Source organism: Lapidilactobacillus bayanensis, assembly GCF_003946695.1.
GTDB lineage: Bacteria > Bacillota > Bacilli > Lactobacillales > Lactobacillaceae > Lapidilactobacillus > Lapidilactobacillus bayanensis.
In genome coordinates this window covers 1-25,160 of sequence record NZ_RHOX01000003.1, presented here as the reverse complement: position 1 = coordinate 25,160, position 25,160 = coordinate 1, and the positions used below count along the sequence as shown (strand labels likewise).

Annotated in this window: 21 protein-coding genes; 9 read left to right on the top strand and 12 right to left on the bottom strand. The window is 40.4% G+C overall.

Annotated elements, in window-relative coordinates:
- From EKM65_RS01780 to EKM65_RS01765, 4 genes are all read right to left on the bottom strand, one after another.
- A complete protein-coding gene (locus EKM65_RS01780) occupies positions 1-900 on the bottom strand; it encodes a carbohydrate ABC transporter permease (RefSeq protein WP_125604896.1) in 900 nt (299 codons plus the stop codon).
- Positions 901-961: 61 nt separating this feature from the next.
- Complete coding sequence (locus EKM65_RS01775) at positions 962-2,236, bottom strand: ABC transporter substrate-binding protein (protein WP_125604894.1); 1,275 nt, start codon at positions 2,234-2,236, stop codon at positions 962-964.
- Positions 2,237-2,829: 593 nt separating this feature from the next.
- Complete coding sequence (gene uxuA, locus EKM65_RS01770) at positions 2,830-3,909, bottom strand: mannonate dehydratase (RefSeq protein ID WP_125604892.1); 1,080 nt, start codon at positions 3,907-3,909, stop codon at positions 2,830-2,832.
- Positions 3,910-5,529 carry a mannitol dehydrogenase family protein gene (locus EKM65_RS01765; protein ID WP_125604890.1) on the bottom strand — a complete coding sequence of 540 codons (1,620 nt, stop codon included), beginning with the start codon at positions 5,527-5,529 and terminating at the stop codon, positions 3,910-3,912. It lies immediately after the preceding gene.
- Positions 5,530-5,936: 407 nt separating this feature from the next.
- Here EKM65_RS01765 and EKM65_RS01760 point away from each other — a divergent pair, with 407 nt between their 5' ends.
- Positions 5,937-6,620: a GntR family transcriptional regulator gene (locus EKM65_RS01760; RefSeq protein WP_125604888.1), complete on the top strand. Its 684-nt coding sequence runs from the start codon at positions 5,937-5,939 to the stop codon at positions 6,618-6,620.
- Positions 6,621-6,880: 260 nt separating this feature from the next.
- On the opposite strand, the gene EKM65_RS11125 is transcribed toward EKM65_RS01760, so the two are convergent.
- The 6 genes from EKM65_RS11125 to EKM65_RS01735 form a co-directional block, all read right to left on the bottom strand.
- Positions 6,881-7,039, bottom strand: coding sequence for a hypothetical protein (locus tag EKM65_RS11125; RefSeq protein ID WP_164506770.1), 159 nt, complete (start codon positions 7,037-7,039; stop codon positions 6,881-6,883).
- 243 nt (positions 7,040-7,282) lie between these two features.
- Positions 7,283-8,158: an NAD(P)-dependent oxidoreductase gene (locus EKM65_RS01755; RefSeq protein ID WP_125604886.1), complete on the bottom strand. Its 876-nt coding sequence runs from the start codon at positions 8,156-8,158 to the stop codon at positions 7,283-7,285.
- Positions 8,159-8,230: 72 nt separating this feature from the next.
- Positions 8,231-9,601, bottom strand: a complete 1,371-nt coding sequence (gene mgtE, locus EKM65_RS01750) for a magnesium transporter (protein ID WP_125604884.1) — start codon at positions 9,599-9,601, stop codon at positions 8,231-8,233.
- 53 nt (positions 9,602-9,654) lie between these two features.
- Positions 9,655-10,590, bottom strand: coding sequence for an RluA family pseudouridine synthase (locus EKM65_RS01745; protein ID WP_125604882.1), 936 nt, complete (start codon positions 10,588-10,590; stop codon positions 9,655-9,657).
- Positions 10,580-11,407 (bottom strand): NAD kinase, encoded by an 828-nt coding sequence (locus EKM65_RS01740; protein ID WP_125604880.1) that lies wholly within the window; start codon positions 11,405-11,407, stop codon positions 10,580-10,582. Before EKM65_RS01740 ends, EKM65_RS01745 begins: the two co-directional genes overlap by 11 nt.
- Positions 11,404-12,141, bottom strand: coding sequence for a GTP pyrophosphokinase (locus EKM65_RS01735; protein ID WP_125604878.1), 738 nt, complete (start codon positions 12,139-12,141; stop codon positions 11,404-11,406). The genes EKM65_RS01740 and EKM65_RS01735 overlap by 4 nt, the downstream gene beginning before the upstream one ends.
- A gap of 694 nt (positions 12,142-12,835) precedes the next feature.
- Here EKM65_RS01735 and EKM65_RS01730 point away from each other — a divergent pair.
- Both EKM65_RS01730 and EKM65_RS01725 read left to right on the top strand, forming a co-directional pair.
- Complete coding sequence (locus tag EKM65_RS01730; protein WP_125604876.1) at positions 12,836-13,411, top strand: CYTH domain-containing protein; 576 nt, start codon at positions 12,836-12,838, stop codon at positions 13,409-13,411.
- Positions 13,412-13,744: 333 nt separating this feature from the next.
- Complete coding sequence (locus EKM65_RS01725) at positions 13,745-14,392, top strand: DsbA family protein (RefSeq protein WP_125604874.1); 648 nt, start codon at positions 13,745-13,747, stop codon at positions 14,390-14,392.
- A 719-nt stretch (positions 14,393-15,111) separates the two neighbouring features.
- Here EKM65_RS01725 and eno read toward each other — a convergent pair.
- The gene (gene eno, locus EKM65_RS01720) at positions 15,112-16,398 is read right to left on the bottom strand and encodes a phosphopyruvate hydratase (RefSeq protein WP_125604872.1); all 1,287 of its coding nucleotides are present in this window, start codon (positions 16,396-16,398) and stop codon (positions 15,112-15,114) included.
- Between the two features lie 965 nt (positions 16,399-17,363).
- Between eno and EKM65_RS01715 the strand changes: the two genes are divergently transcribed.
- Positions 17,364-18,275 (top strand): DUF1002 domain-containing protein, encoded by a 912-nt coding sequence (locus tag EKM65_RS01715; protein ID WP_225420373.1) that lies wholly within the window; start codon positions 17,364-17,366, stop codon positions 18,273-18,275.
- Positions 18,276-18,659: 384 nt separating this feature from the next.
- Here the strand turns inward: EKM65_RS01715 and EKM65_RS01710 are convergent, their stop codons facing one another.
- Positions 18,660-18,857 carry a hypothetical protein gene (locus EKM65_RS01710; protein WP_125604868.1) on the bottom strand — a complete coding sequence of 66 codons (198 nt, stop codon included), beginning with the start codon at positions 18,855-18,857 and terminating at the stop codon, positions 18,660-18,662.
- 306 nt (positions 18,858-19,163) lie between these two features.
- Between EKM65_RS01710 and EKM65_RS01705 the strand changes: the two genes are divergently transcribed.
- The 5 genes from EKM65_RS01705 to EKM65_RS01685 all read left to right on the top strand — a co-directional run bounded on the left by EKM65_RS01705 (position 19,164) and on the right by EKM65_RS01685 (position 24,502).
- Complete coding sequence (locus EKM65_RS01705) at positions 19,164-19,388, top strand: hypothetical protein (protein ID WP_125604866.1); 225 nt, start codon at positions 19,164-19,166, stop codon at positions 19,386-19,388.
- A gap of 30 nt (positions 19,389-19,418) precedes the next feature.
- Positions 19,419-20,084: a Crp/Fnr family transcriptional regulator gene (locus EKM65_RS01700; protein WP_125604864.1), complete on the top strand. Its 666-nt coding sequence runs from the start codon at positions 19,419-19,421 to the stop codon at positions 20,082-20,084.
- Between the two features lie 316 nt (positions 20,085-20,400).
- Positions 20,401-22,128 (top strand): ABC transporter ATP-binding protein, encoded by a 1,728-nt coding sequence (locus EKM65_RS01695; RefSeq protein ID WP_125604862.1) that lies wholly within the window; start codon positions 20,401-20,403, stop codon positions 22,126-22,128.
- Positions 22,128-23,984 carry an ABC transporter ATP-binding protein gene (locus tag EKM65_RS01690; protein WP_125604860.1) on the top strand — a complete coding sequence of 619 codons (1,857 nt, stop codon included), beginning with the start codon at positions 22,128-22,130 and terminating at the stop codon, positions 23,982-23,984. The genes EKM65_RS01695 and EKM65_RS01690 overlap by 1 nt, the downstream gene beginning before the upstream one ends.
- A 32-nt stretch (positions 23,985-24,016) precedes the next feature.
- On the top strand, positions 24,017-24,502 hold the full coding sequence (locus EKM65_RS01685) for a GNAT family N-acetyltransferase (RefSeq protein ID WP_125604858.1): 486 nt from the start codon (positions 24,017-24,019) through the stop codon (positions 24,500-24,502).
- The last annotated feature ends 658 nt before the right edge of the window (positions 24,503-25,160 follow it).

The following is a 25,160-nucleotide window of genomic DNA, read 5'->3' as shown; positions in this document are numbered from 1 at the left end:
TTAGTCCAGCCCCTCCCCAGTTACATTCTCGTTGCTAAACTTACGTAAAATCATCGTCAAAATGAAGATGAATAATGTTAGGACAACCGCAATTGCAGATGCATATCCAATTGTTCCAAATGTTTTGAACGCATATTGGTAAATAATTAATGATAAAGTCAAAGTCGCGTTATTAGGCCCGCCTGATCCACCAGAAACAATATACGTTTGATCAAATAGCTGAAAGGTTGAAGCCAACCCCACCATTACAATGTAGTTAGTTACTGGTACTAATTGCGGTACAGTAATTTTGACTAACCTTTGAAACGCATTTGCACCGTCAATTTCAGCAGCCTCGTACATTGTTTTTGGAATATCTTGCAAACCAGCAAGATAAATTGTCATAAACATTGGAACTGTTGACCAAACATTCATGATAATAATCGCATAAAGAACAGTTTTGCTATCATATAAGAATCCAACTGGTTGGTTTAAAATGCCCACACCAACCAACATCTTATTTATCGGCCCATTAACACTAAATAAAAACATGAATATCATTGTTAACGCGGAACTAGAAGTCAAAGTTGGTAAAAACAATAACGTTCTAAAACCTGTTTGAAACTTAATTCCTGAATTTAAAATATATGCTAACAACAGTGCCAATAACGTCTGAGCAGGAACGACAATAATAACGTATTTCAAAGTATTTTGAATAGCAACGATCACCCGAGGATCCCTCAGAGCCTTAATATAGTTTCCAAGGCCAACAAAATTATATGAAATATCACCAACCAAATTGACTTTATTAAATGACAGATAAAACGAATATAAAATCGGTAAGAGTGTAAATATAAACAGAATAATTAATGCAGGCAACGAAAATATTAAACCTTGTAATTTTTCACCTTTTTTTTTCATTTCGTTCGCTCCTAAAATAGTTAAGGCAATGCAATTTATATCGATTGCATTGCCCACAAAATTATTGATTATCAATATCTTGATTTGCCGATTCAGTTGCTTTCTTCATAGCTTGTTCTAAACTCATATCACCCTTGAGTGCTGATGGGAACATATTCTCATATCTCTGCATAATCAACGTTAAGTTTGGTCCATCTTGCCATGGAGTCGCATAATTAGCAGCTTTTGCGAAAGAACTCATAACTTTATCGTCATTAATTTTTAATTCCTCAGCAACTGATTTTCTTGATGGAAGAACCGAGGCTTCCTTAGCATATGGCTTCATTGCATCATGAGTCATATAGTTAATTAGTTTCCAAGATTCATCTTTATGTTTAGTTGCTGCATTCATTGAGTAACTTACGGTAAATACCATATTACGCTTTTTGCTGTTTAGTTCAGGTAATTCAGTTACTCCCCATTTTAAATCTGGGAAATTAGTCTTAAGATGCGAAACCATCCATGCACCTTCGTCACTTATCACGGCACCACCACGACCAAATGTGTCACCAGCCCACCCATCACCAAGATCCTTTGGCGTTTTAATTAATCCTTTCTTGTAAAGATCAACTAACGGTTGAAGAGCTTTAACGACCTTTGGATCATCAAGATTAGCTTTACCATCTTTAGTTACGATAGAACCACCATCAGATTGAGCGATATACATCTGACGAGCTAATAATGCGGAAAATACCATTGGTTGAACTCCAGGAAGCTTTTCTTTCAACTTAGTTAAGAAGGCTTCAAGATCATCAAAGCTCTTTGGAATATCGTTCTTTGTCATTCCTGCTTTCTTTAATAGGTCCTCGTTATAATAAAATCCTAGAGTAGAATAGTCCTTTGGAACACCATATTGTTTATCATCTGTACCCTTAAATGCATTATATATTGGAGTATAGAAGTCTTTTTTATCAAAATCTTTTTGTTTTTTGATATATCCATCAAGCGGTGCCAAAACCTTTTGCTGAGTTAGGCTGGGAACGTTAGAAACATCAACATAGAATACATCAGGCGCGGTTCCACCAACTAGATCTGTCATTAACTGTGTTTCGTAATCGTTATAAATCTTCTCCTTAACTTTGATTCCCGTTTTCTTCGTAAAATTTGTAAATGCTTTTTTACGTGCAGAATCTTCTGTCGTTGAATCCCCTTTCCAAAATCCGACTGTTAATGTTACATCTTTCTTGTTTCCACTGGAAGAAGTGCCCTTCTTTTCCCCAGATGAACATCCAACTAAGCCCAACAATAAACCTAAAGATAATACTGCCACACTAAGCTTCTTTATACCTACCTTCATCCGAAACCCTCCTAAAGTTAATGTAAACGCTTACTACACAAAGTAGTATAATCCGAAACGTTTCGGATGTCAATTATTTTTTAATTCGACGGCCTAAATACTCTATTCACCACATCTAAACAACAATTTTATGAATGCCTCAATTAGATTCTGACAGTTCAGTATTCTCAATACTCAATTATTAATCAATTATTTTTAAGTTAACTATCCCTATAATGTAACTTAAACTTATTTCCTCGGATAAACTAGGATGTGTCTTCAAGTTAAAAAGCGTTCGTCATTTGTAGAAATTCAGCTACTTTTTAAGACCAATACCGTATTTTTAGCGAATTAGCTGATCAATGGTTACAAGAATTTCAGCAATATAACGGATTTATCGATTTTGAAGACACACTCTAATCTCGCAACAAAAAATTATTAAACTTATGCTCTACGGTAAATACACATATGATATGTGATGTCAGCCGTTGATTACGATGATATCCATCATTTCCGGTAAGTTATTCAGAAAATGTTACAGAATTCCATCCTCATGAATCGATAGAAAAAGAAATGGCCACTCATTAGCTTTGCTAATGAGTGGCCTTAACAATCTATTTATTTTTCTCTAACGCTTCCCATAGGCCGTTTAAATAAGCAATTCCTAAAGCGCGGTCGTACAAACCATAACCTGGGCGTCCGTTTTCACCCCAAATGTTACGGCCATGATCTGGCCGAATGTAACCGTCGAAGTCGCAATCGTGAAGTGCCTTCATAATTTCATACATATCCAATGAACCATATGATGATAAATGTGTGGCTTCGTGGAAGTCGTGCTGAGCATTCATAAATTTAATATTGCGAGCATGAATAAATGGCGCCCGATCTTTGCCGACAAATTCGCGAATAATGGCAGGTACGTCGTTATCCGGATTTTCGCCTAAGCTGCCGGTACAAATTGTAAAACCGTTATAACGCGATTCGTGCATCTCTTCAATTGCTAACATATCCTCACGATTCTTATAAATCCGCGGCAGGCCAAATAAGGCACGTGGTGGATCGTCAGGATGCATCGCCATTCGGACGTCACATTCTTCGCAAGTCGGAATAATAGCATCCAAGAAATACTTCAAATTCTCTGAAAGCTTCTTTTCGTCAACGTCTGCATAAGCCTTAAATAGACGTTCAATGGTTGCTAAACGTTCCGGCTCCCAACCAGGCATGGTATAACCTTCAGAATTATTTTTAACTTTATCAATAATATCTTGGGGGTTGTCAGCTAACTTGTCTGCTTCAAAGGCGAGATCATTAGAACCATCCGCTAATTGATAATGCAAATCCGTCCGTAACCAGTCAAAAATTGGCATGAAATTGTAGCAAATTACCTTGATACCATACTCAGCTAAATTGCGAATGGTTTGTTTGTAGTTTTCAATATATTGATCCCGTGTTGGCAGGCCAATTTTAATATCATCATGAATATTAACTGACTCAATGACTTCGAGTTTCAATCCGGCTGCTTCAATTTGCTGCTTCAATGCGGCAATTTTTTCTTTAGGCCAAACTTCACCAACCGGTACATCAAATAGTGCCCCTACTACTTGAGTAGTGCCGGGAATTTGACGAATGTTTTCGAGACTAATCGGATCATCATTTTGCCCGTACCAGCGAAAACCCATTTTTAAATCTGCCATTTATTTCTCCTCCAAAGTGTTAACGATAGTTGCCACAACGGCGCCCTGACCGGCAATCATTTGTGCAAACAATTGTTCAACTTTTTCACCCAAACCAATTTCATAAAGGTTAAATCCAAAAATCTGCTTATTACTTAGAATTGGTTGGAGGTGTTGGTGAACATCAACATCTGCACCAAGCTTAATATCAGCAACGTATGATTGTAAAGTTGCCAATAGTGGATCAGGACTCGGTTGAAATGCTTCACCTTGATCATCAAGCGCCATCAAATAACGACACCAACCCGCAAAAATTAGCGGGATTGCTTTTAATTCAGTAACGTTTCGACCTGCGTTTAAATAATGCTGTAGTGTCACGCCGTAACGAACTGGAATTTTTTGTGATGTATCGCTAGCAATTCGTTGTGGTGTATCAGGAATATTCTTATTAGGAAGACGTTTCGTAATTAATTGGTCGATAAATTCCTTAGGGTTAATAATCTTAGGATCTTTAACAACCGGCAAGTCCTCGCGATAACCAAGTTGTTTAATTAAAGTTAATAAGTGCTGATCTGCTAATTCAGCAGCGATTGAATGGTAGTCTAATAAACAACCAAAGATTGCTAAAGCGGTGTGTAACGGATTCAAACAAGCTGTTACTTTCATTTGGTCAGCATCATTAACTGTTTCTCGATCGGTCAAAATGACACCAGCTTGTTCCAAGGCCGGACGACCATTAGGAAATGCATCTTCAATTACTAAATAATGAGTCTCCTCAGTATTACCGAAAGGTGCAATATTTGTATGTTTGGCAGTATGAACAATTTCAGTGTCTTCAAATCCAGAGGCAGCTAATTGTTCCGCAACATTTTCGGCGGGATTAGGCGTAATGCGATCAATCATTGACCAAGGGAAAGTCACCTTAGTGGTATCTTGCAAATAGTCGACGAATTCTTGAGGCACAATATTGTTTACGACCCAGCCACGCGCAATCGTTAGAATTGCATCCTGGAAACGTTGGCCGTTCTCTGAGAAGTTATCGGTACTAACCATTGCGATTGGTAATTGACCAGCATTGAACCGAGCCCATAATAACCGCGCAATTGCTCCCATATTAGTCACAGCATCATCAGGCTGATTCGCAATATCTGCTCGTGCAGCTGCTGTTAATTCGCCATTAATATCTGTTAATTGATAACCTTTTTCAGTGATTGACATCGTGACCATTTGCAATGATGGCTGTTCAAAAATTTCGCACAAGCGTTGCCAATCAGCTGTATTTTGTTTGTTGTAATAAAGCGACTCGGCCACACTAGCAATTAGCGTTTCAACGTATGAACCATCTTGTTTCATCACAACTTGTAACATTCGATTATTGTAAGGATGATAAATTTGATCAATCACACCATCATCATAAGTTTCCGCAACAACGATGCCTGACTTCAAGTCCCTGCTATTCAATAAGTCTTGGGCAACCTTAGCGTGAAAACAACGAAACAGATTACCACCACCGAAGTGAACCCAACGCGGATTTTGAGTAGTAGCCGCAACCATTTCAGCCTGCGAATACTTTGGTACCGCAATACCAGCCTCGGTAAATTGATCGAGGTCTGTCAAATAATTATCTAAAAGTTTAACCATAAATGATTATCTCCATTTTACTGCAATATTAATATATTAGTTTCATCATTATTGTAAGCCATTTCGTGAAAAAGTCAATTTTAAAATTGTTCAAACATAATTTTCAGCTTGCAGTTACTGATAATCATGAGTACACTAAATTTATAGTAAGTTAATTTATGCACGTGTGAGATTCACCGCGGGTGCGAAACAAAAGCTAGGCTAAGTTTGATGATTAATCTAGCTGTGTTATCTAACCGAGCTTTTGGCTGAAAAGAATAACTAAGTTAAAACATTCTGACTCAGGTTCTCGTCTCACAGTAACACCAAAAGAACTTGGTCGTTTATCCCAGTTCTACTTTTAGCTATTACTACTTAAAATATAATATCTCATTCTTCTTTCATCACATTTCGATTGGAGTCAGCTTATGGAATCACCTGAAAATTATCAAGATGAGGCTTATGCCTATATCAAAAAAATGATCATTACTCTCACGTTACGCCCCGGTCAACACGTCACTATCAGTTCTCTCAAAGAACAATTGGGCATCGGCACCACACCTATTCGTGAAGCAATTATTCGACTGCGACGTGAGGGACTTTTTCGGGTAATTCCGCAAAGCGGTACTTACGTTTCGAAAATTAATATGGATGAAGTTTATCAGGCACGTTTCGTTCGTGAGGACTTAGAAACACTTATTTTTTCTGACGCGGCCGCCAAGATGAGCCTTCAGCAACTTGCCGAACTAGAGCAGAATACTGAATTACAAAAAATTTATTTAAAGGCTAAAAATTATGATCGTTTTTTTGAATTAGATGAGCAATTCCATAAGTATTTCTACGAAGTAACTGGCAAGACTTATGTTTGGAATTGGCTACAATTACTTAACGCTCAATTCAATCGCTTCCGCTATTTACGCCTAGAAGTTAGCGGCCTAAACTGGGATGAAATTCTGCGTCAGCATGAAGGCATCGTTGAAGCCCTACGTCGTCGCGATCAAGCCACAGTCGTTCAATTAGTCGGTCAACATTTGCATCTTGTTGATAATGACGTTAAAACGGTTATGATCGCCGCTTCCGAATATTTCGAAACGGTTAGTAAGGCTGAATAAAAACTAGCTTGACTTCAATACTTTAAATACTAAATTCTAGAACTGTTGTCTTGGCTTCTTCGTGCCTACAGGAAATGCGCTGGTGGAGCGCTGTGGGCTCGACTTTAAGCCAAATAAATTTGTCTTAAAGCTCGGCCTTGTCGTAAATGCTAAAGCATCAACGACAATATCACAGCTGACCGCGATTTCCCTCCGGCACTGACGAGAAAGCGTTAGTGCAACTAAACTTCAAATTTATACTTCTAAAAATTTGAAGTGTTCTAATCACTCGTCAATTCAGCGCTTGCGCAAAGGTTGCTATCTTGCTTGTTTAGTGGTGGAAAATAAATACTGCTCAGTAGTGACATTAATGTTGGCAATTTATTGCCTACATTAAGGCTTGTCTTGGAGACGATTTTGAAGAAATTGGCTTCAAGCAACGCCCACTACGTTCCAGCGACAAGTATTTATTTTCCACCACGGTACCTCACACGTTTTTTATGCAACTTTTGCGCAAGCGCGCAGAAGTACAAAACAACGACTCTAGTTTCAACTATTTCGAATAACAACGCCCAATTATGTTTCGACGCGAAGAACAATAAAAGGAGTTAAATTCATTTTTAGAATTTAGCCCCTAATTTTGTGCACTATTTTATTTTAAAGTACTGCCATAAGACTGTTAGTTAATCTTCTGGCCACCATAATTTAACCAAAGCCTGAGTTCCATCGTTGCCTAAATCGTTAACTTCTACTAATTGCTGATAAAGTTCTTCGGCGCGTTGTGTTGCTGGCAATTCTAAATCCATCGCCTTCGCCTCATCTAAGGCAATGCGCAAATCTTTCAAGAAATGTTTTGCAAAAAATCCGGCACTGTAATCCCCAGCCAAAATCCTTGGGCCATAGTTACTCAACGACCAATTAGCAGCTGAACCGCCACCAACGGTTTTTAGAACTTTATTCAAATCGAGATTAGCTTGCTTAGCATAAACCAACATTTCAGTTAGGCCAGTCATCGTTCCGGCAATCATAATCTGATTCGCCATTTTAGCGGATTGGCCACTGCCGGCACCACCGAAAATATTAACGTCTTTACCCATTGCCATAAAAATTGGCAGCATCTTAGCAAAAACACCTTCAGAGCCACCTACCATGATAGTTAATTCACCCTTTTGCGCCCCAATGTCGCCACCAGATACCGGTGCATCCAAACTGTTAATTCCCTTAGCAACAGCACTGGCAAATATTTTTTTAGCCAGTGACGGTTTACTTGTGGTCATGTCAATTAAAGTTTGACCACTTTTGGCGACGGAAAAAACACCATGCTTCCCAAAATAAACTTCTTCAACATCTTGGGGAAAACCAACCATCGTGATAATCACATCACTGACACGCGTGACGGCTGCAGGCGTATAAGCCCAAGTTGCACCAGCATCAATCGCTTCCTGAGCGTGTGCTCGCGTCCGATTATAAACAGTCACTGGATACTTAGCCTTAATTAAATTCTTAATCATGCTTGTGCCCATTACGCCTGTACCAATGAAACCAATTTTCTCTACCATTGTGACATCTCCTCAATTAAAATTATTATTTAAATAACTCATTTAATGATGCAAAATCTTAACGCAATGACATCAACCACCGACAAACGCACGAATAAATAATTGCGCAATGCTGAAATAAATTAAGACACTGGTTAAATCGCTCAATGTGGTAATAAACGGACCACTGGCAACCGCTGGATCAAAACCAAGTTTATCCATTAACATCGGAATCAAACTACCAGCCAAATTGGCAACCGTAATTGCCGCTGTCATTGCTAAACCAATCGTTAAGCCTAACATTAAGTTGTGCTTCCAAATACCGACAATCACCATGACCGTTAAACCAGTGATGACACCAGTCACAACACCAGTTAATATTTCACCAAAAACTAATTTAAATAGTTTTGGTTTTTTGTCATTACCTAAGGCAAGACGCCGCACTGCTACGGCTAAACTTTGTGTCCCCGCGTTACCGGCAGTACCCGTAATAAGCGAGATAAAGACGGCCAAAATGCTTGCTTCGCTTAACAATGATTCGTAGTGATTAATCAACGTCGCTGTGGACATGCCTAGAAATAACAAGGTAATCAGCCAAGGCAACCGTTTAGACGCCGACTTGAAAGGATTTTCTGAAACATCGTCAACATCGACACCGGCTAAACCAGAGTAATCAGATGATGCTTCATCATCAATGACCTCGATCGCATCGTCGACCGTGATAATACCAACCAACTTCTCATCGTCATCAATAACTGGCAAAGCAATAAAATTATAATCACGAATCTTTTGAGCAACTTCGGCTTGCTCATCGTGAACGCTAGCCGTGATGACATTAGGGGTCATAATTTCTGTTAACTTAGTGTGATTGTCATTAACAATCAAGTCACGTAACGTTATAACGCCGACCAATAATTGATCTGAATTAACTAAGTAGACGTAATAAATCGTTTCAGCCTCGGCTGCTTCACGTTTCAATTCTGCCAATGCTTGACCGACGCTTAAATCCGCACTTAAGCTCACGAAATCCGTCGTCATAATACCACCGGCGGTTTCCGTGTCATAGTGTAATAACTTACGCAACTCAATTGCATCTGGCTTAGGCATCAATGATAAATAACGATTAACATCTTCTTTGGGCAAATGTTCCAAAATATCGGCGGCATTATCATCAAACATATCATTCAATAAATTGGCGGCATATTGCGGCACCATTTCCGTGAGCAAGTCTGCCATTTGAGGCAAATCGTCCTCAATCGTATCGAAGAAGTCGCCCATTTCATGAGGATTCAAAACCTGATATAACTTCTGCCGTTGCGGCTCATCCAAGGATAAATAAAATTGTGCTTGATCATAGAAGTGCATATCTAAGAAACGTTTTCGAAAAATCTTCGTTTCTCCATTTTCCAATGTTCGCAATAATTGTACGCGCGAAACTTCAGCACGGTTATTATCTTTTTCCATGGAATCACCTCTTTTAAAAAATTAGCCAAATACCTATTAACTCAGTATAACGGCTACGTTTGATCACAAGAGCGACTTGCTGATGCTGTTAATTCATGTTGAATTGCCACAAAATCGGCGGGTAATGGCGCTGTTAATTTAATTGGTCGGCGCGTCAATGGCTGAATAAATTCGACTTGCGCACAATGTAACGCTTGTCGTTGCGCAATCGCATCAACCGGACCGCCATATAAAGCATCGCCAAATAACGGATGTCCTAGCGCAGTCAAATGAACGCGAATTTGATGGGTTCGACCAGTCAACAAACTTAACTTAACTAGCGCGCCGCTGGAATACTGTTCGACAACTTGATACTTCGTCTGCGAAGGTTTGCCATCTGCTGCCACCATTCGCGCCATACCATGTGTTTCCCGACGCCTAATTGGTAAGTCAATTAAACCTGCAGCCGGTTGAATCTGCCCTGTTGCTAAGGCCAAGTAAGTTTTTTTCAACAAATGCTGAACGTTCTGTTCATCAAGTAAGGCGTGTGCAAAAGCGTTCTTGGCAAAAATGACTAAACCAGAAGTGTCCATGTCCAAACGAGTCACAATATGAATTGCTAAACTTTCAGCCTGGTGCACTTCTAAATAACCTTTAACCCGATTGGATAGTGTATCGGTCGGATGGCTATGCGATGGGATCGACGGCAAATGCGGCGGTTTATTGACAACTAAAAACAGATCGTCTTCATAAACCACTTCGATCGGTAAATAACTAATGCTGATCGTTGCCGCAACTTTTTCCGGTGCTAAAATCACACGAACAACGTCGCCATCATGTAAAGGATAATCAGTATAGCGACGGCGGTGACCAACAAAAACTTGCCCACCAGAAAATTTTAAACGTGCAATTTGAGTTTTCGACAAGCCATGTTTTTTTAGAAAACCTTGCAGCGACATTTGACGTGTTTCTGGAAAATCAGTTGCGAAAAATTGCCACTTAATGATCATGTTGTGCTTCGTCCTGTTGCCGTAAACTACCAATGAAGGAATCTTCGACACGCGACCAGAAATGCATGTGACGATACTTAGCAAAGCGAATTCGCTCACGGGCAATCTGGTAACGAATTTCAGTAATGGCGCGATTATGACTACTTAGTTGATCAACTGTTAACGTATAATCTGCCGCATTCTGTGTTTTGACAGTGATCCACTCATCTGGTGCTAAAACAATCGGTGAAGATAAGGTTCTAAAAACGCGATTATTGATTGAAGCAATCTCAGTCATTTGAATGGCCTCGAGCCGCGGATGCAAAACGGCGCCGCCTAATGACTTACTATACCCAGTTGAGCCGGTCGGTGTGGCTACACAAATACCATCGCCGCGAAAACTTTCAAAAAACGAATCACGAATATATATATCCGTTTTAATTGTTAGCGCATTACGACGTAACGTCGATTCATTCAGAGATAAAAAGTGACTACTATCAGGCTGATTAGCATACTTAACATGAACGTCTAGCAGCGGATAGCTGACACTTTGACCACTATCATTATTAATACACTCAACTAATTGATCGACCTCGTAATCGCGCCAATCCGTATAAAAACCTAAGTGCCCAGTATGAATTCCGACAAATCGTACCTGGTCTAAAATATGCGAATAACGGTGAAAACTATTGAGTAAGGTCCCATCACCGCCAACACTAATCACTAATTCTGGCGACGTTTGAACAAGCTCGTGTCCTGATGCTATTAGTTTTTTCGTTAACTCAGCAGTGACGCTGCGCGACTTTGCGCCCGGATTACCAATAATCGCAATTTTCATGATTTATCCCCATCTGTTTGGTTGTCATCATTTAAGTGAGGTGCTGTTGACGAATGATCAGCTGCATGACTGTCATTAATATGTGGTGTGTGGTCATTGTTAAGCTGTTTGTTCTCAACTTGACCCGCTGCGTAAATTCGCTGGGCCTCTTGAACTTCTTCTCTAATCTCAGACATTTCTTGATCAAGCATGAAACTTGCCTCGGCTGTCCGCTTCAGACGCGCGCTAATATCTTCAGGGAATTCACCCTGGTATTTATAATTCAACGAATGCTCAATCGTCGCCCAAAAGTTCATCGACAAAGTTCGCACTTGAATTTCTGCTAAAACTTTTTTCTCATGATCAAGTAACTGAATCGGATATTCAACAACAATATGATAGGACCGGTAGCCACTAGGTTTACTGTTAGAAACATAGTCGCGCTCTTCTAACACTTGCATGTCTGAACGCTGCCGAATCAAGTCCGCCACCTCATAAATATCGTCGACAAATTGCACCATAATGCGAATTCCAGCAATATCTTGCATATCTGTTTCCAATAATTCTTCACGAATATAACGGCGTTGCATCTTCTCAATAATACTATTAACCGGCTTTACCCGGCCGGTAACAAATTCAATCGGTGAGTGTTCACCCATCGTTTGATATTGTTTACGCACGGATCTAAACTTCAATTTCAACTCATCAACTGCCTGATTATAAGGCATTAAAAATTCGGACCAATTTTTTTCCATTTCAATTCCTCATTCTTGACATTCACCATTTATTTTAACACAACAGAGATTTAAAGAGAAAAGCAGAGTGCGAAAGGCAACGGGTTGATTGCGTAGCCTTAAAGAGAAAGCACAGCTGGGTGCAAACCCAGGTGGGATTTCTCTTTAAGCATAGCAATCAGTTGCCTTGAGCACGTTTCAAGCAGAGCGCGGAGTTGTCAGACTTTCGCAGCACGTTTCAATTTAGAGTGCGAAAGGCAACGGGTTGGTGGCATGAATTTAAACGGGAAGATCATTGCGTGCCAACACAGTGAGATTCACGCTTAAATTCACTGCCGCCAGTTGCCTTGAGCACGTTTCAGATCAGAGTGCGCAGAACAACGGATTGATGACATTAATTTAAGTGGAAAGATTGATGCATGTTAATGCAGCAAGATTTTCACTTAAATTATTTGCCATCAGTTGTTCGCAGCACGTTTCAATTCAGAGTGTGAAAGCCAACGAATTGGGTGTTTGTATTTAAACGGAAAGATTGATGCGCGTCAACGCCACAAGATTCACGCTTAAATACACGACACCTAGTTGGCATGAGCACGTTTCAAAGTACAAAACGAACCCGGTCAAAATTCCCACCTCACCCCCTCTAACTCGTCCGGCAAATCAGATTTCTTTAAAATTAGCACAAACATGCTAGAATACGGGTTGGAGGTTCGTTATGGCGGAATTAGAAGTTGAATTGAAAAACTTAGTAACGGCTGATCAGTTTGCTCAAATTCAGCAATTATTTAACTTTGCTCCTGCTTTTACGCAAACAAATTATTATTTCGACACAGCGGATCAGCAATTATATCAGCAGCACTCTGGCTTGCGCTTACGAATTTTCGATGCTGGTGCGGAGCAAACTTTAAAAGTTCCAGCGTCACAAAACTCAGCCGTCCATCATAATTTATTCGAAATCACGGACCCATTGACCCGTGACGTTGCTTTAAAAAAGAAATTGCTGACAACCGGACACGTTGCTCAAGCCTTATCTAAACGTCAAATTAAGTTGAATGACTTAACAATTTTTGCATCCGCAATTACGCAAAGGCGCGTCGCAACTTTGCCGGTTGGTGAACTGACGCTTGATTGCACGACTTATCCTAATGGTCAGCGGGATTATGAACTTGAGTTAGAGACAAAAACGCCAGCAGCGGCTCAAAAATTCTTTGTCGATTTGTTGCGGCAACTACAAATTCCTCAATCTCCTGTCGTCAATAAGGTTGAACGTGCTGCGCAAAACTATCGTTAATAGCGTCCAGTATCACTAAAAGACGTTGAACTCAGAAAATTATGAATCACAGCGGAATAAAAGCTGGATCGAATTCGCTAATCAATCTGCTGATTTTCTTTGATTAAATTTTGGTTGCGTAGTGTGTGCTGTTAAGGTATTTGCACTGAGACTTTTGTTCTATAGCAACGCGAATTGAACGGAAGTGGGATTTTGTTCTAATTCCAGACAGATAAATTGAAATGTTCTATCATTCACGCTAGAATAGCTTTTATCGATATTTAATTGGGTTATTTTTGTTCGCCGGGTTTATTACTTATTATTTGGCTTTCTTTTTATACTGGAGGAAACACTTTGTTAGAAGTTTTTATGTTCGTTAATCCGATTGGTGGTGTCTGTCTTGATACAGAACGTAATATCATTCAGAGCCTTAACAACCATCAGCAGAAAGAGCGAATCAACGTCGTACCGCTGACTAATTTGCAAATTGTGACTGATTATCTTAAACGCTCGAATTTGGACTTACATGATTTGGAACTCCGCAATCATATCGCCACGATTACCTATCAATCATTGTTAGATTATAAGGCCGCCTCGTTTCAAGGTAAGAAAAAAGCGCGTGAGTTTTTACTCAATCTTCAAAAATACATTAATAAAGATCATGAGAAATATTCAGATGAACTCATCAATCAAGCGGCATCTGAAGCCAAACTCGAAAACAATACATTCAATGAGGATCGCCAAAGCAAACTCGTAAAAGATCTTTGTGAGGCTGATCGGCAATTGGCAAGTGAACTAAATGTTCGCAGCACACCTTCAACAGTCCTAGTTGATTATCGGCACAATATTGACGGTGATGGTATTTTAATCGAAGGCCGCGTCGAGCGCGATTTATTTGATCAAATCGTTGAAGATCGCATGGGTAATTGTCAACAAATCATTAACCAAAAACCGTTCCAACAACTTTTAACAAAAAACCATGATCATTTACGCCTACTATAATTAAACTTAATGATAAAACAAGTCCCGTTCAAAATTAATTGAACGGGACTTGTTTTAATTTTGCGGTTCTTCACACTTGTGCGAAGGTTGCTCATGAAGCGTGGTACGTTGTCGTTACGGCAAAGCGCTAGAATGTCGTGGGCATTGCAAACCAAACATAGTAGAAACTAAAACTGTTTTGTTGACATTCTTCGCGCTTACGCAAAAGTTGCATACGGAACGTGGCGCGTTGTCGTGGCGGCGAAAGAATACTTAGCGCTGGAACGTAGTGGGCGTTGCTTGAAGCCAATTTTTGCAAAATTGTCTCCAAGACAAGCCTTATTGTAACAGCCAAGTCTGCAACAATAATGTCACTACTGAGCGGTATTCTTTCGCCGCCACTAAGCCAGCAAGATGGCAACCTTTGCGCAAGCGCTGAATTGACGTGTGGTTGAAGTACTTCTAATTTTCAGGAGCACAAATTTGCGGTTAAATCACACCATATCATCTCTTTCGTCAGTGCCGGAGGGAAATCGCGGTCAGCCGCGGTATTCTTGTTAATGGTTTACCATTTACAAGAAAGTTTGTATTTGAGACAAATTGGTTTTTGATTTGGCTCAAATCAAACTCGCAGCGTTCCACCAGCGTATTTTCCGTAGGCACGAAGAACCGCAATCACAGCAGTTCTAATTTACCGACATCAACAAAACAGCGGCGAATAATACGATTCAACTTAATTACTAGTCGAATTTAACGTTATCTGGGAAATGGGCCAAGCGAGTACCATCTGCACCTAATTCTTCTTCGATTCGCAATAATTGATTGTATTTCTCAACACGCTCAGAACGAGCAGGTGCGCCGGATTTCAATTGTGCAGAATTCGTTGCAACTGTAAAATCGGCAACAAAAGTATCGCCAGTTTCACCAGAACGATGTGAAATCATCGTTGTATAACCATTCTTACGCGCCATTCGAATTGCTTCAAGTGTTTCGGTGACTGTCCCAATTTGATTTAATTTAATTAAAATTGAGTTGGCCATACCTTTTTCAACCGCATCACGAATTAAAGCCGGATTCGTGCAAACAGGATCATCGGCAACGATTTGCACGCGCTTGCCATACTGTTGAGTGAACTTAACAAAGTTGCCCCAATCATCTTCGCTAAATGGATCTTCAATTGAAATGATCTCTGGGAATTTGTCTAATAGACTAATGTAATAAGCACCTAATTCTTCAGGCGTGTAAGTCTTACCTTCAAAATCGTAATTCTTTGTTTCACGATTGAAGAAATATGATGAAGCAGCGTCAAAAGCGATGGCAATTTCCTTACCAGGTGTGTAACCAGCCTTAATAATGGCATCATGTAACATTTGTAAGGCTTCTTCTGAAGACTTCAAATCAGGTGCGAAACCACCTTCGTCACCTAAACCAGTTGAATAGCCAGCATCGTCAATAACTTGTTTCAAAGTATGGTAGGTGTTAACAATCTTTTCAAAACCATCACGGAAACTTGTCCGCTCAACTGGCGTAATCATAAATTCCTGAATATCAATACCATTATCAGCGTGTTCACCGCCATTAATCACATTATGGAATGTTTGTGGCAACTCCAAATCTGTACCACCCAAATAACGATAAAGTGGCTGGTGCGATTCATTAGCTGCAGCTCGAGCAACGGCCATAGAGACGCCTAGAATCGCATTAGCACCTAAACGTCCCTTGTTAGCAGTCCCATCTAAGTCAATCATCAATTGATCAATATGTGCTTGGTTAAAGGGATCTTCACCGTGCAATTTGTCACTGATTTCTGTATTGACATTGGCGACTGCTTTTGAAACGCCTTTACCTTGAAGACGAGTACCACCATCACGCAATTCAACGGCCTCGTTCTCACCAGTTGAGGCACCCGAAGGAACCTCTGCGCGTCCCAATGCACCATCAGAAAGAATAACATCTGCTTCAACAGTAGGGTTCCCTCGTGAATCAAAAATCTCCCGTGCTTTTATTTTTTCAATATAAACTGCCATTACAATTACCCCTTTCAAATTTCGGCGTCACGTTCGGATAAAAAAAGACGTCTACTATTCTCAACTGTGCACGTCAAAAAAGCAGCGTTCCACCAGCGCATTTCCCGTAGGTACGAAGAAGTGTAGCATAATAGTTTTATCAAACCGTCACTGCCAAAATAGCACGGTGCTACTAACAAATAACGCATTCACAATTTCATCACAGTTTCAACCTAGAACGAACTTTTTTTCATTATGATTCTTTCACACCTGCTGAGTATAGTTAACAACATAGAAAGCAGAGGTGATTGTTACAAGTGAATCATAATTCCAAGTTGGCAATTGCCAACGTTTCTTGCTAGGTTTGTAGCCTAACACCCCAAAAATAATTGCTAATTTTCTTCATTTTATTCCTCCCCTTAAAATGAAACCCATTAATCTTAATTGTTGCCCGCAATTAAGACTAACCAAGATCAACTCTAGCTGCGTGCTAAGTTGATTCAACCCTTAATTGAATTTGCCCAATTCAATTAAAAATTTAGAAATAAATGCCCGTTTATTTCTAAGCCAACTTATATTCTATTCTTCCTAAAAAAACTCATTCAGTTGCCCGCTGAATGAGTTTTTTGTTGTCATTTAAGTAAATCAGATTGAAAATATTTTAACGCTCAGTTTGTTTGCTTAAAAATTTGGCCAATATTTGGGTTCACTTCACACCCTAGTTTTAACCAACTTGTTTTGTTGTGCCAAAGTTGGACCCATTCTCAATCTTAAGACTGATTTTTATTAAGCAGAGCTTAAAGATAGTGCATAGCAGCCGCGCTATTTTCGTAGCTTTGTTATAATGGCGTTAAAGTCATGGCCGATTATGCGGCGTTCAGCCTAATTAAGCGACCATAAATATAGAAATATGAGGTAAAAAGATGCGCTTGAAGAAAATTTTTTTAATATTAGCAGCGATAACAATTGGTGTCGTTAGCTTCTCCATGAGTCACTCACAAACAACCCACGCCGCAACTGATGATTGGTCAGAGCCGGTCGTTACTCTAGGAACATCACTAACAGCAAGTCAAAAGCAAGGTACGCTCAACACGCTAACAGCAAGTTTGAACGGCTCTGATTACAGCACCATCACGGTTGACGGCTCGACACTCGTTAAATACTTAAATCCTTCTGGCACAACTTTCACTACGAATTCCGGCGTTTGGTCCAGTGCCATGGTCCAAAAGACAAGTTCTGGTTCAGGAATTAATGTCAAAATTCTCAACTACAATGGCCAAAATAACGTCACCACTATCACTGCCGATCAATACAAAAATGCCGCCGTTACTGCTGGCGTAACCGACGCTAACATTTACGTCACTTCTGCCACACCAATCGACGGCTCTGGCGCGTTAGCCGGCGTTTATGCTGCTTTTGCAGAGAACGGCAGTACCTTGAACCAAAGTCAAGTAACTGCTGCGCAAAATGAAATGTCCACCTTAAGTGACATTACTGAAGCCAATAAAGATAAAAGTGGTTATTCTGACGCACAACTAAATAATGCCGTTGCCGAGGCCAAAAAAGAAATGGCCGCCAAAGGCAGTGACGTAACCAACAACCAAATTACCACCATCGTTAACAATCAGATTGAAAATAACAATTTAACGAATGTCATCACTAATAATCAAAAAACAGAAATCATCAATATGTTGATTAAAATTCGTGATTCTGGTGCGTTAGATTCTGCTAGTTTTAAGAATCAGGCTGCAAAAGTGGCCAATAATATTCAAAATGGCGCTAAAGATATTTTTAGCAAGCTCAACACTGAAGAAAATCGTAATCTACTCCAAAAGATCGGTGCCGCTATTGGCAATTTCTTCACCAGTCTCTTCAAACAAATTCAGAGCTGGTTCTAAAATTGTTACTGCTTTCGAATTCGAAATATTTAAGTCGATAACTGTCACGTCGCAGTTCTCCGTGCCTGCGGGAAATGCGCTGGTGGAACGCTGCGATCTCGACTTTAAGCCAAATAAAATCCAAACTTAGTTATAAGTATTTAGTCCTAGAACTGTCATGTTGAGCTTCTTCGTGCCTACGGAAAATACGCTGGTGGAACGCTGCGAGCTTGGTTTGAGCCGAATCAAAATCAATTCGTCTCAAACTCAAGCTTTGTTGTAAGTGGTAAACCACTAACAACAATTCCGCGGCTGACCGCGATTTCCCTCCGGCACTGATGAAAGAGATGTGATGGTATGATTTAACATCAAGTTTGTACTTCTCAAAATTTTAGGGGGGGTACTTCAACCACTCGTCAACTCAGCGCTTGCGCAAAGGTTGCCCGCTCGCTTGTTTAGTGGTGGAAAATAAATACCGCTCAGTAGTGACATTATTGTTGACGATTTATCGACTACAATAAGGCTCGCATTTGAGACGATTTGTCCTTCAATCGGCTCAAATCGACGCCCACTACGTTCCAGCGACAAGTATTTATTTTCCACCACGGCACCTCGCACGTTTCGTATGCAACCTTTGCGCAAGTGCGAAGAAGGGATAGATAACAGTTTTAGTTTCCACTATCTTAATCAAGCAGTGTCCACCACGTTCCAGCGACAAGTATCTATTTTCCACCACGGCACTCGCATGTTTCATATGCAACCTTTGCGCAAGTGCGAAGAACCACGACATAACAGTTTTAGTACCCTTCTCAAGCCAAGGCTTTCACCTTGGCTTTTTTTGTGGGTAAACTAATCATTTCTCATAATCACAATTTTGGACTAGAATTATAAAAGGAAAGGATGTTTTTCATGGAGAAATTAACAATTGTACTTGAACCGATTGCTACAATTACTGAATTTGAAAAACTTCAAGATACAATTGAGGCCCATAATGGTGTTGGTGAAGTGGCTGCTTTCTTCAAAACAAATAAGTTAGTCATTCAATTCAATCTATTCCAAACTTCGGCAGCTGAGTTGAAGCAATTGATTACTGATCTCGGTCATAAAATTATTTCTAGTACCACGGAACATTAAATTAACGTCGCATAGTAAAGGAGCCATCCAATGTCTGAACATATTTGCGCAGAAATCGTCCCAATCTTTGAACAATTGGATCATGACGAACTCTTAAAGATATCAAGCCTGGTTGTCCATCATCACTTCCAGAAGGGTGAAGTTATTCTTAGTCCCAACACACCAAGTCAACTCGTGATTGTCGCGGCAGGTGCTGCCAAGTCTTATCAATTGTCAGCTAGCGGTAAGGAACAGCTGCTCAGCGTACTTGATGCCGGCGATTTCGAAGGTGAAAAGAATCTTTTCGGTGTGCAGAATCAAGAACTGTACGTCGAAACACTCAAGAACTCGGCTGTCTGCACGATTGCCACCAGTGAATTCCAACAACTATTGGAAAATTATCCGAGTATCGCCTTGAAATTGCTAAAAAGTAATGCCGAAAAAATTGCGGCCTTAGAAAAACAAAATCAATTGTTGAATCATGATTCTGTTGAGCAGCGTTTAGCCACGTACTTATTAGATTTGGCCAAAATTAAGAATAATGACCAAATTGTCCTACCGATGAAATTAAAAGAACTCGCAAGTTTTCTGGGCACAACACCTGAAACCATTTCCCGAAAGTTGCACATTTTCAGTGACCGTGCGCTAATTAATCAAGAACGGCATACCATCACGATTAAAGACAGTACCGCTTTAGAAGAACTTAAAAATGCATAATCATACAGTCAATAAGGCAATTCAGCGCTGAGGTGATCAATTAATGACAGTATGGGACTGAATGTCATTAATTGGTTTAGACCAATACAATGATTGTTTTTAAGTGTTTTTTAATAAGTTTGGTACAGCACATTTACGCACAAAAAGAGTAAGCTATTTATAAGCGTGTTTTTTAACGATAACTTTTCCGTGCATATATTTTCAATTTATAATTCAGGAGGATCTGGGATATTTTATCCTGGGTCCTTCTTAACACGGCAAGGACTCCGCTTAAGTGCAAATCGCGTTACACTTTTTTGTATTGGAGGTTTTACATTTGTTCCGAACCCTATTGCATTCTGTTCGTCAATACCGTAAGTTATCCTTACTTTCGCCCTTGTTTGTCACGGCGGAAGTTGGTATCGAAATCTTTATTCCCTATTTAATGGGAAATATTATTGATAACGGTTTAATGAAGAGTAATCAAAGCTATGTGATCCACTATGGTTTAATTCTGCTAGCCATGTCGATCGTTTCTCTTGTTTGTGGTGCTAGTGCTAGTTGGACTTCTGCCCACGCCGGCGCCGGTTTTGCGACTAACCTGCGGCACGACTTGTTTTATCATATCCAAGGTTTTTCTTTTACGAATATCGATCGCTTCTCCGGCTCAAGTTTGGTAACACGTTTAACCACAGATATTACCAATGTGCAAAACGCTTATCAAATGTTAATTCGTCAAGCAGTGCGGGCACCATTGATGTTGATTTTCTCAATTGTGATGGCTTTTAACGTTAACAGCCAGTTAGCTTTGATTTTTGTTATTCTGGTCCCTATTCTAGCCATTATTTTGGTTACGATTCTCCATTTTGGCCGGCCATTATTCCGCATTGTCTTCCGGCGTTACGATACCTTGAATCGCGTTGTTCGTGAGAACGTGCGTGGTATTCGCGTCGTTAAAACTTATGTCCGTAAAAATGAAGAGGAAGAGAAATTCAAGTCTGCTTCTAAAGGCATCGCAACAGTCTTCACGAAAGCACAACGGATCATGTCCATGAATGGTCCGGCAATGCAATTAGTTGTTAACACCTCATTGCTATTGCTTTCTTGGTTTGGTGCCAAGATGATTGTCGGCGGTACTTTTCAAACTGGTCAATTAGTCAGTATGTATTCTTATTCTAATCAGATTTTGTTCAGTATGAGTTTCTTGGCAATGATTTTTACACAATTATCACTCTCACAAGCCAGCGGTGATCGAATTGTCGAGGTCCTACGCGACCAACCCACCATCACTGATCAAAAGGGCGCTCTGACTGACGTTGAAGATGGTAGCATTGACTTCCAAAACGTTAACTTCAACTATGCGGACGCCAAGCGGTCAATTCTAAAAGACATCAACTTACAAATTAAATCTGGTCAAGTCATCGGTATTATTGGTGAAACCGGCTCTGGTAAAAGTACGCTGGTACAATTAATTCCGCGACTTTATGACACGACTCACGGTAAGGTTGTCGTTGGTGGTCACAACGTTCGTAATTACGATCTCAAGGCATTACGGGATAATGTGGCGATGGTTTTGCAAACCAGTATTCTATTCTCTGGGACGATTGCCGAAAACTTACGTTGGGGTAATGAAAACGCAACGGATGAACAAGTAATTCGGGCAGCCAAAATTGCTCAGGCCGACGATTTCATCAACGAATTTGATGATGGTTATCACACATATATTGAACAAGGTGGTAACAACGTTTCAGGTGGTCAACAACAACGCTTGACGATTGCCCGAGCTTTATTGAAGAACCCTAAGATTCTAATTCTTGACGATTCTACTTCTGCCGTTGATACCCATACTGAGCAGAAGATTCGCCAAGGATTGCGGGAAGACCTACCTGAAACAACTAAGATTATCATTTCACAGCGAATTGTCTCTATTCAGGATGCTGATCAGATTATTGTCATGGATCATGGTCAAATTCAAGATGTCGGGACCCATGAGGAATTAGTGCAACGCAATCAAATGTACCGTGAAATTTACGAGTTCCAACAAAAGGCAGGTGACGAAAACTAATGGATGCTAAAATGCAAAACCAAACCAAGGTTAAACGCAGTACGACGCTAATTCGTCTATTAAAATTCGTCGTCGGCACTTATCCTGTTCCTTTTATTATCGGTGTCGTGAGTATTATTGTCAGTGCAGCGGCAGCCGTGCGTGGTTCACTTTTCCTACAAAACTTAATTGATGATTACATCACACCAATGCTCAAGCAAAGCGCGCCTAACTTTGCACCGTTATTCCGGGCAATTTTGATCATGGCCGGTATCTATCTAGTTGGTGTAATTGGCACCTTACTTTACACTCAAATCATGGCAGTATTAGGCCAACGGTTGCAGAAAAAAATCCGGGACGACATGTTTGTCCACATGCAGAGTTTGCCGATTATTTACTTCGATCAAAACGATTATGGCGACATTATGAGCCGTTATACAAACGATGTTGATACACTAATGCAAATGATCTCGCAAAGTATCCCCCAATTTTTGAACTCGGTCTTCATGTTAGCTTTTGTGATGATCGGCATGATTGCCTTAAGTCCACTGCTAACTTTAGTCACACTCTTCATCTTCTTATTAAGTATTGGCGTTGTCCGGGTCTTGACCACACGCAGTAGTCACTACTTTAAAGAACAGCAGAAGCAATTAGGTAAAGTCAACGGCTTCGTTGAAGAAATGCTTAATGGTTTAAAAGTTATTAAGGTCTTCTCTCACGAAACAGAAGCTAAGGCAGACTTTGATGTTTTTAATCAAGAATATCAGGCTGATTCCGCTAAGGCCAATGCTTACGCCACCATGCTATTCCCAATTATGGGTAATATCGGTAACGTTCTGTATGTTTTAATTGCTATTTTCGGTGGCATTATCGCTATTAATGGTTGGTCAACGTTAACGCTTGGTGCTATTGCAGCCTTTTTACAATTAAGTCGGTCGTTTAGCCAACCAATTTCACAAATTTCAATGCAGTTGAATTCGATTGTCTTAGCGTTAGCTGGTGCTGAACGGATTTTTCAATTGGAAGATAGTCCTGTCGAAGTTGATGCTGGACACGTCACGCTCGAAACGGCGCAAGACGGTACCAAGAACAATTGGAATTGGCGTGTTCCTCAAGCTGGCGGTTCGGATCAATTAGTACCCGTTCGCGGTCGAATTATTTTTGACCATGTTAACTTCGGCTACTTACCTGGGCAAACAATTCTTCATGATATTAACGTTACGGTTGAACCTGGGGAGAAAGTCGCGCTGGTTGGTGCAACCGGTGCCGGCAAAACGACGATTAGTAGCATGTTAAATCGTTTCTACGAAATTAACTCAGGCACGATTACTTACGATGGTATCAACATTCAAAACATTAAAAAAGATGATTTACGGCGGTCAATGGCAATCGTTTTACAAGCAACGAATCTATTCTCGACAACAGTGCGCGAGAACATCCGTTATGGTCGTTTATCTGCAACCGATGATGAAGTTGAGCAAGCGGCTAAGTTAGCCCATGCTGACGAATTCATTGAGGAATTAAGTCAAGGCTATGATACTAAAATCGATGGCGATGGTTCTGACTTATCTCAAGGACAACGCCAATTATTGGCCATTGCCCGGGCAAATGTCGCTGACACACCATTAATGATCTTAGACGAAGCAACATCAAGCATTGATACGCGGACTGAACGTATGGTTCAAGCTGGGATGGATAACTTAATGAAGGGGCGGACAACCTTTGTCATCGCCCACCGTTTGTCCACAATTGCTAACTCAGATTTAATTCTTGTCATCGATCATGGCCGCATCATCGAGCAAGGTAATCACGAACAACTAATCGCTAAACAAGGCGAATATTACCAACTTTATACTGGTAAAAAGTCGTTGAGTTAACCAAATCTATTTTGAAATAAGGTCTGAATTTTATGACAAAACTCACTTATCGCTGGTCCCAATTAAGCGATTATCCCAGCTTAATCACCATTGAAAATTCCGTTTGGAACGATCGTAATAATCCCGGTCCCGTTCACTACATCAGCATTGCTGACTATCAAAAGCATTTCAAACCCGGTAGTCAATTCATTGCCTTATTGGACGAACAACCCGTGGGCATTATTTCGTTTAATCCCCGGCCGCCTTTTGAGTCGATGCGTTTCACTTGGGATATTGGGATTAGTATTGCTCAGAATCACCAGCATCAAGGAATTGGCAGTCAGCTCATGTCCGCTTTAAAAAAGGAAGCTCAAACCGCCGGTATCCACAAAATCTCGTTAAACGTTTTAAGTAGTAATCCGGAGGCATACCAGTTTTATCTAAAAAACGGCTTCGTTCAAGAGGGCCAGCGTCACGATGAATTTTATCTCAACGGACAATGGGTTGATGATTATGCCATGGCCTATTTCGTTGAATAAGCGGCCACAAAATCTTATCTCAACAACAATTTGAGCGGAATATAGTTAAAAACTGCATGCGAAGTGTTTAACTACATTCGCCGCAAACATTGGCGTAAAAAAAGTCAGATAATGACCTTTAAAACAACTAAGAACCGGGACAAAAATCCCGGTTCTTTTTTTGATGTAGTCGTAACAAATGCGTTAACGATTCAAGCTGCTGTGTTGCGCTTCTTCGCGCTTGCGCAACGATTGCATATGGGATGTTGCGCGTTCCGTGAGGGAAAATAAATACTTTCGCTGGAACTAATCAAAACAGTGGAAACTAAAACTGTTATGTTGTGCTTCCTCGCGCTTACGCAAAGGTTGGAAATGGAAATAGTGGGGGCCTGTGGCGGCAAAATAATACTTTGCGCTGGAACGTAGTGGGCGTCGATTTGAGCCGATTAAAGTACAAATCGTCTCAAATACGAACCTTATTGTAGGTGATAAATCACCAACAATAATGTCACTACTGAGCGGTATTCTTTCGCCGCCACTAATCTGATAAGAGAGCAACCTTTGCACAAGCGCTGAATTGACGAGTGGTTGAATTACCCCCAAATTTTGAAAAGTACAAATTTAAAGTTAAATCACACCCTCACATCTCTTTTGTCAGTGCCGGAGGAAAATCGCGGTC

Excerpts from the sequence above, each read along its gene's own strand:
- EKM65_RS01700 (WP_125604864.1), top strand. The coding sequence starts at position 19,419 with ATGTCTGAACATATTTGCGCAGAAATCGTCCCAATCTTTGAACAATTG.
- EKM65_RS01685 (WP_125604858.1), top strand. The coding sequence starts at position 24,017 with ATGACAAAACTCACTTATCGCTGGTCCCAATTAAGCGATTATCCCAGC.
- EKM65_RS01775 (WP_125604894.1), bottom strand. The coding sequence starts at position 2,236 with ATGAAGGTAGGTATAAAGAAGCTTAGTGTGGCAGTATTATCTTTAGGT.
- EKM65_RS01690 (WP_125604860.1), top strand. The coding sequence starts at position 22,128 with ATGGATGCTAAAATGCAAAACCAAACCAAGGTTAAACGCAGTACGACG.
- EKM65_RS01780 (WP_125604896.1), bottom strand. The coding sequence starts at position 900 with ATGAAAAAAAAAGGTGAAAAATTACAAGGTTTAATATTTTCGTTGCCT.
- eno (WP_125604872.1), bottom strand. The coding sequence starts at position 16,398 with ATGGCAGTTTATATTGAAAAAATAAAAGCACGGGAGATTTTTGATTCA.
- EKM65_RS01740 (WP_125604880.1), bottom strand. The coding sequence starts at position 11,407 with ATGAAAATTGCGATTATTGGTAATCCGGGCGCAAAGTCGCGCAGCGTC.
- uxuA (WP_125604892.1), bottom strand. The coding sequence starts at position 3,909 with ATGGCAGATTTAAAAATGGGTTTTCGCTGGTACGGGCAAAATGATGAT.
- EKM65_RS01765 (WP_125604890.1), bottom strand. The coding sequence starts at position 5,529 with ATGGTTAAACTTTTAGATAATTATTTGACAGACCTCGATCAATTTACC.
- EKM65_RS01730 (WP_125604876.1), top strand. The coding sequence starts at position 12,836 with ATGGCGGAATTAGAAGTTGAATTGAAAAACTTAGTAACGGCTGATCAG.
- EKM65_RS01735 (WP_125604878.1), bottom strand. The coding sequence starts at position 12,141 with ATGGAAAAAAATTGGTCCGAATTTTTAATGCCTTATAATCAGGCAGTT.
- EKM65_RS01705 (WP_125604866.1), top strand. The coding sequence starts at position 19,164 with ATGGAGAAATTAACAATTGTACTTGAACCGATTGCTACAATTACTGAA.
- mgtE (WP_125604884.1), bottom strand. The coding sequence starts at position 9,601 with ATGGAAAAAGATAATAACCGTGCTGAAGTTTCGCGCGTACAATTATTG.
- EKM65_RS01760 (WP_125604888.1), top strand. The coding sequence starts at position 5,937 with ATGGAATCACCTGAAAATTATCAAGATGAGGCTTATGCCTATATCAAA.
- EKM65_RS01745 (WP_125604882.1), bottom strand. The coding sequence starts at position 10,590 with ATGATCATTAAGTGGCAATTTTTCGCAACTGATTTTCCAGAAACACGT.
- EKM65_RS01755 (WP_125604886.1), bottom strand. The coding sequence starts at position 8,158 with ATGGTAGAGAAAATTGGTTTCATTGGTACAGGCGTAATGGGCACAAGC.
- EKM65_RS01715 (WP_225420373.1), top strand. The coding sequence starts at position 17,364 with ATGAGTCACTCACAAACAACCCACGCCGCAACTGATGATTGGTCAGAG.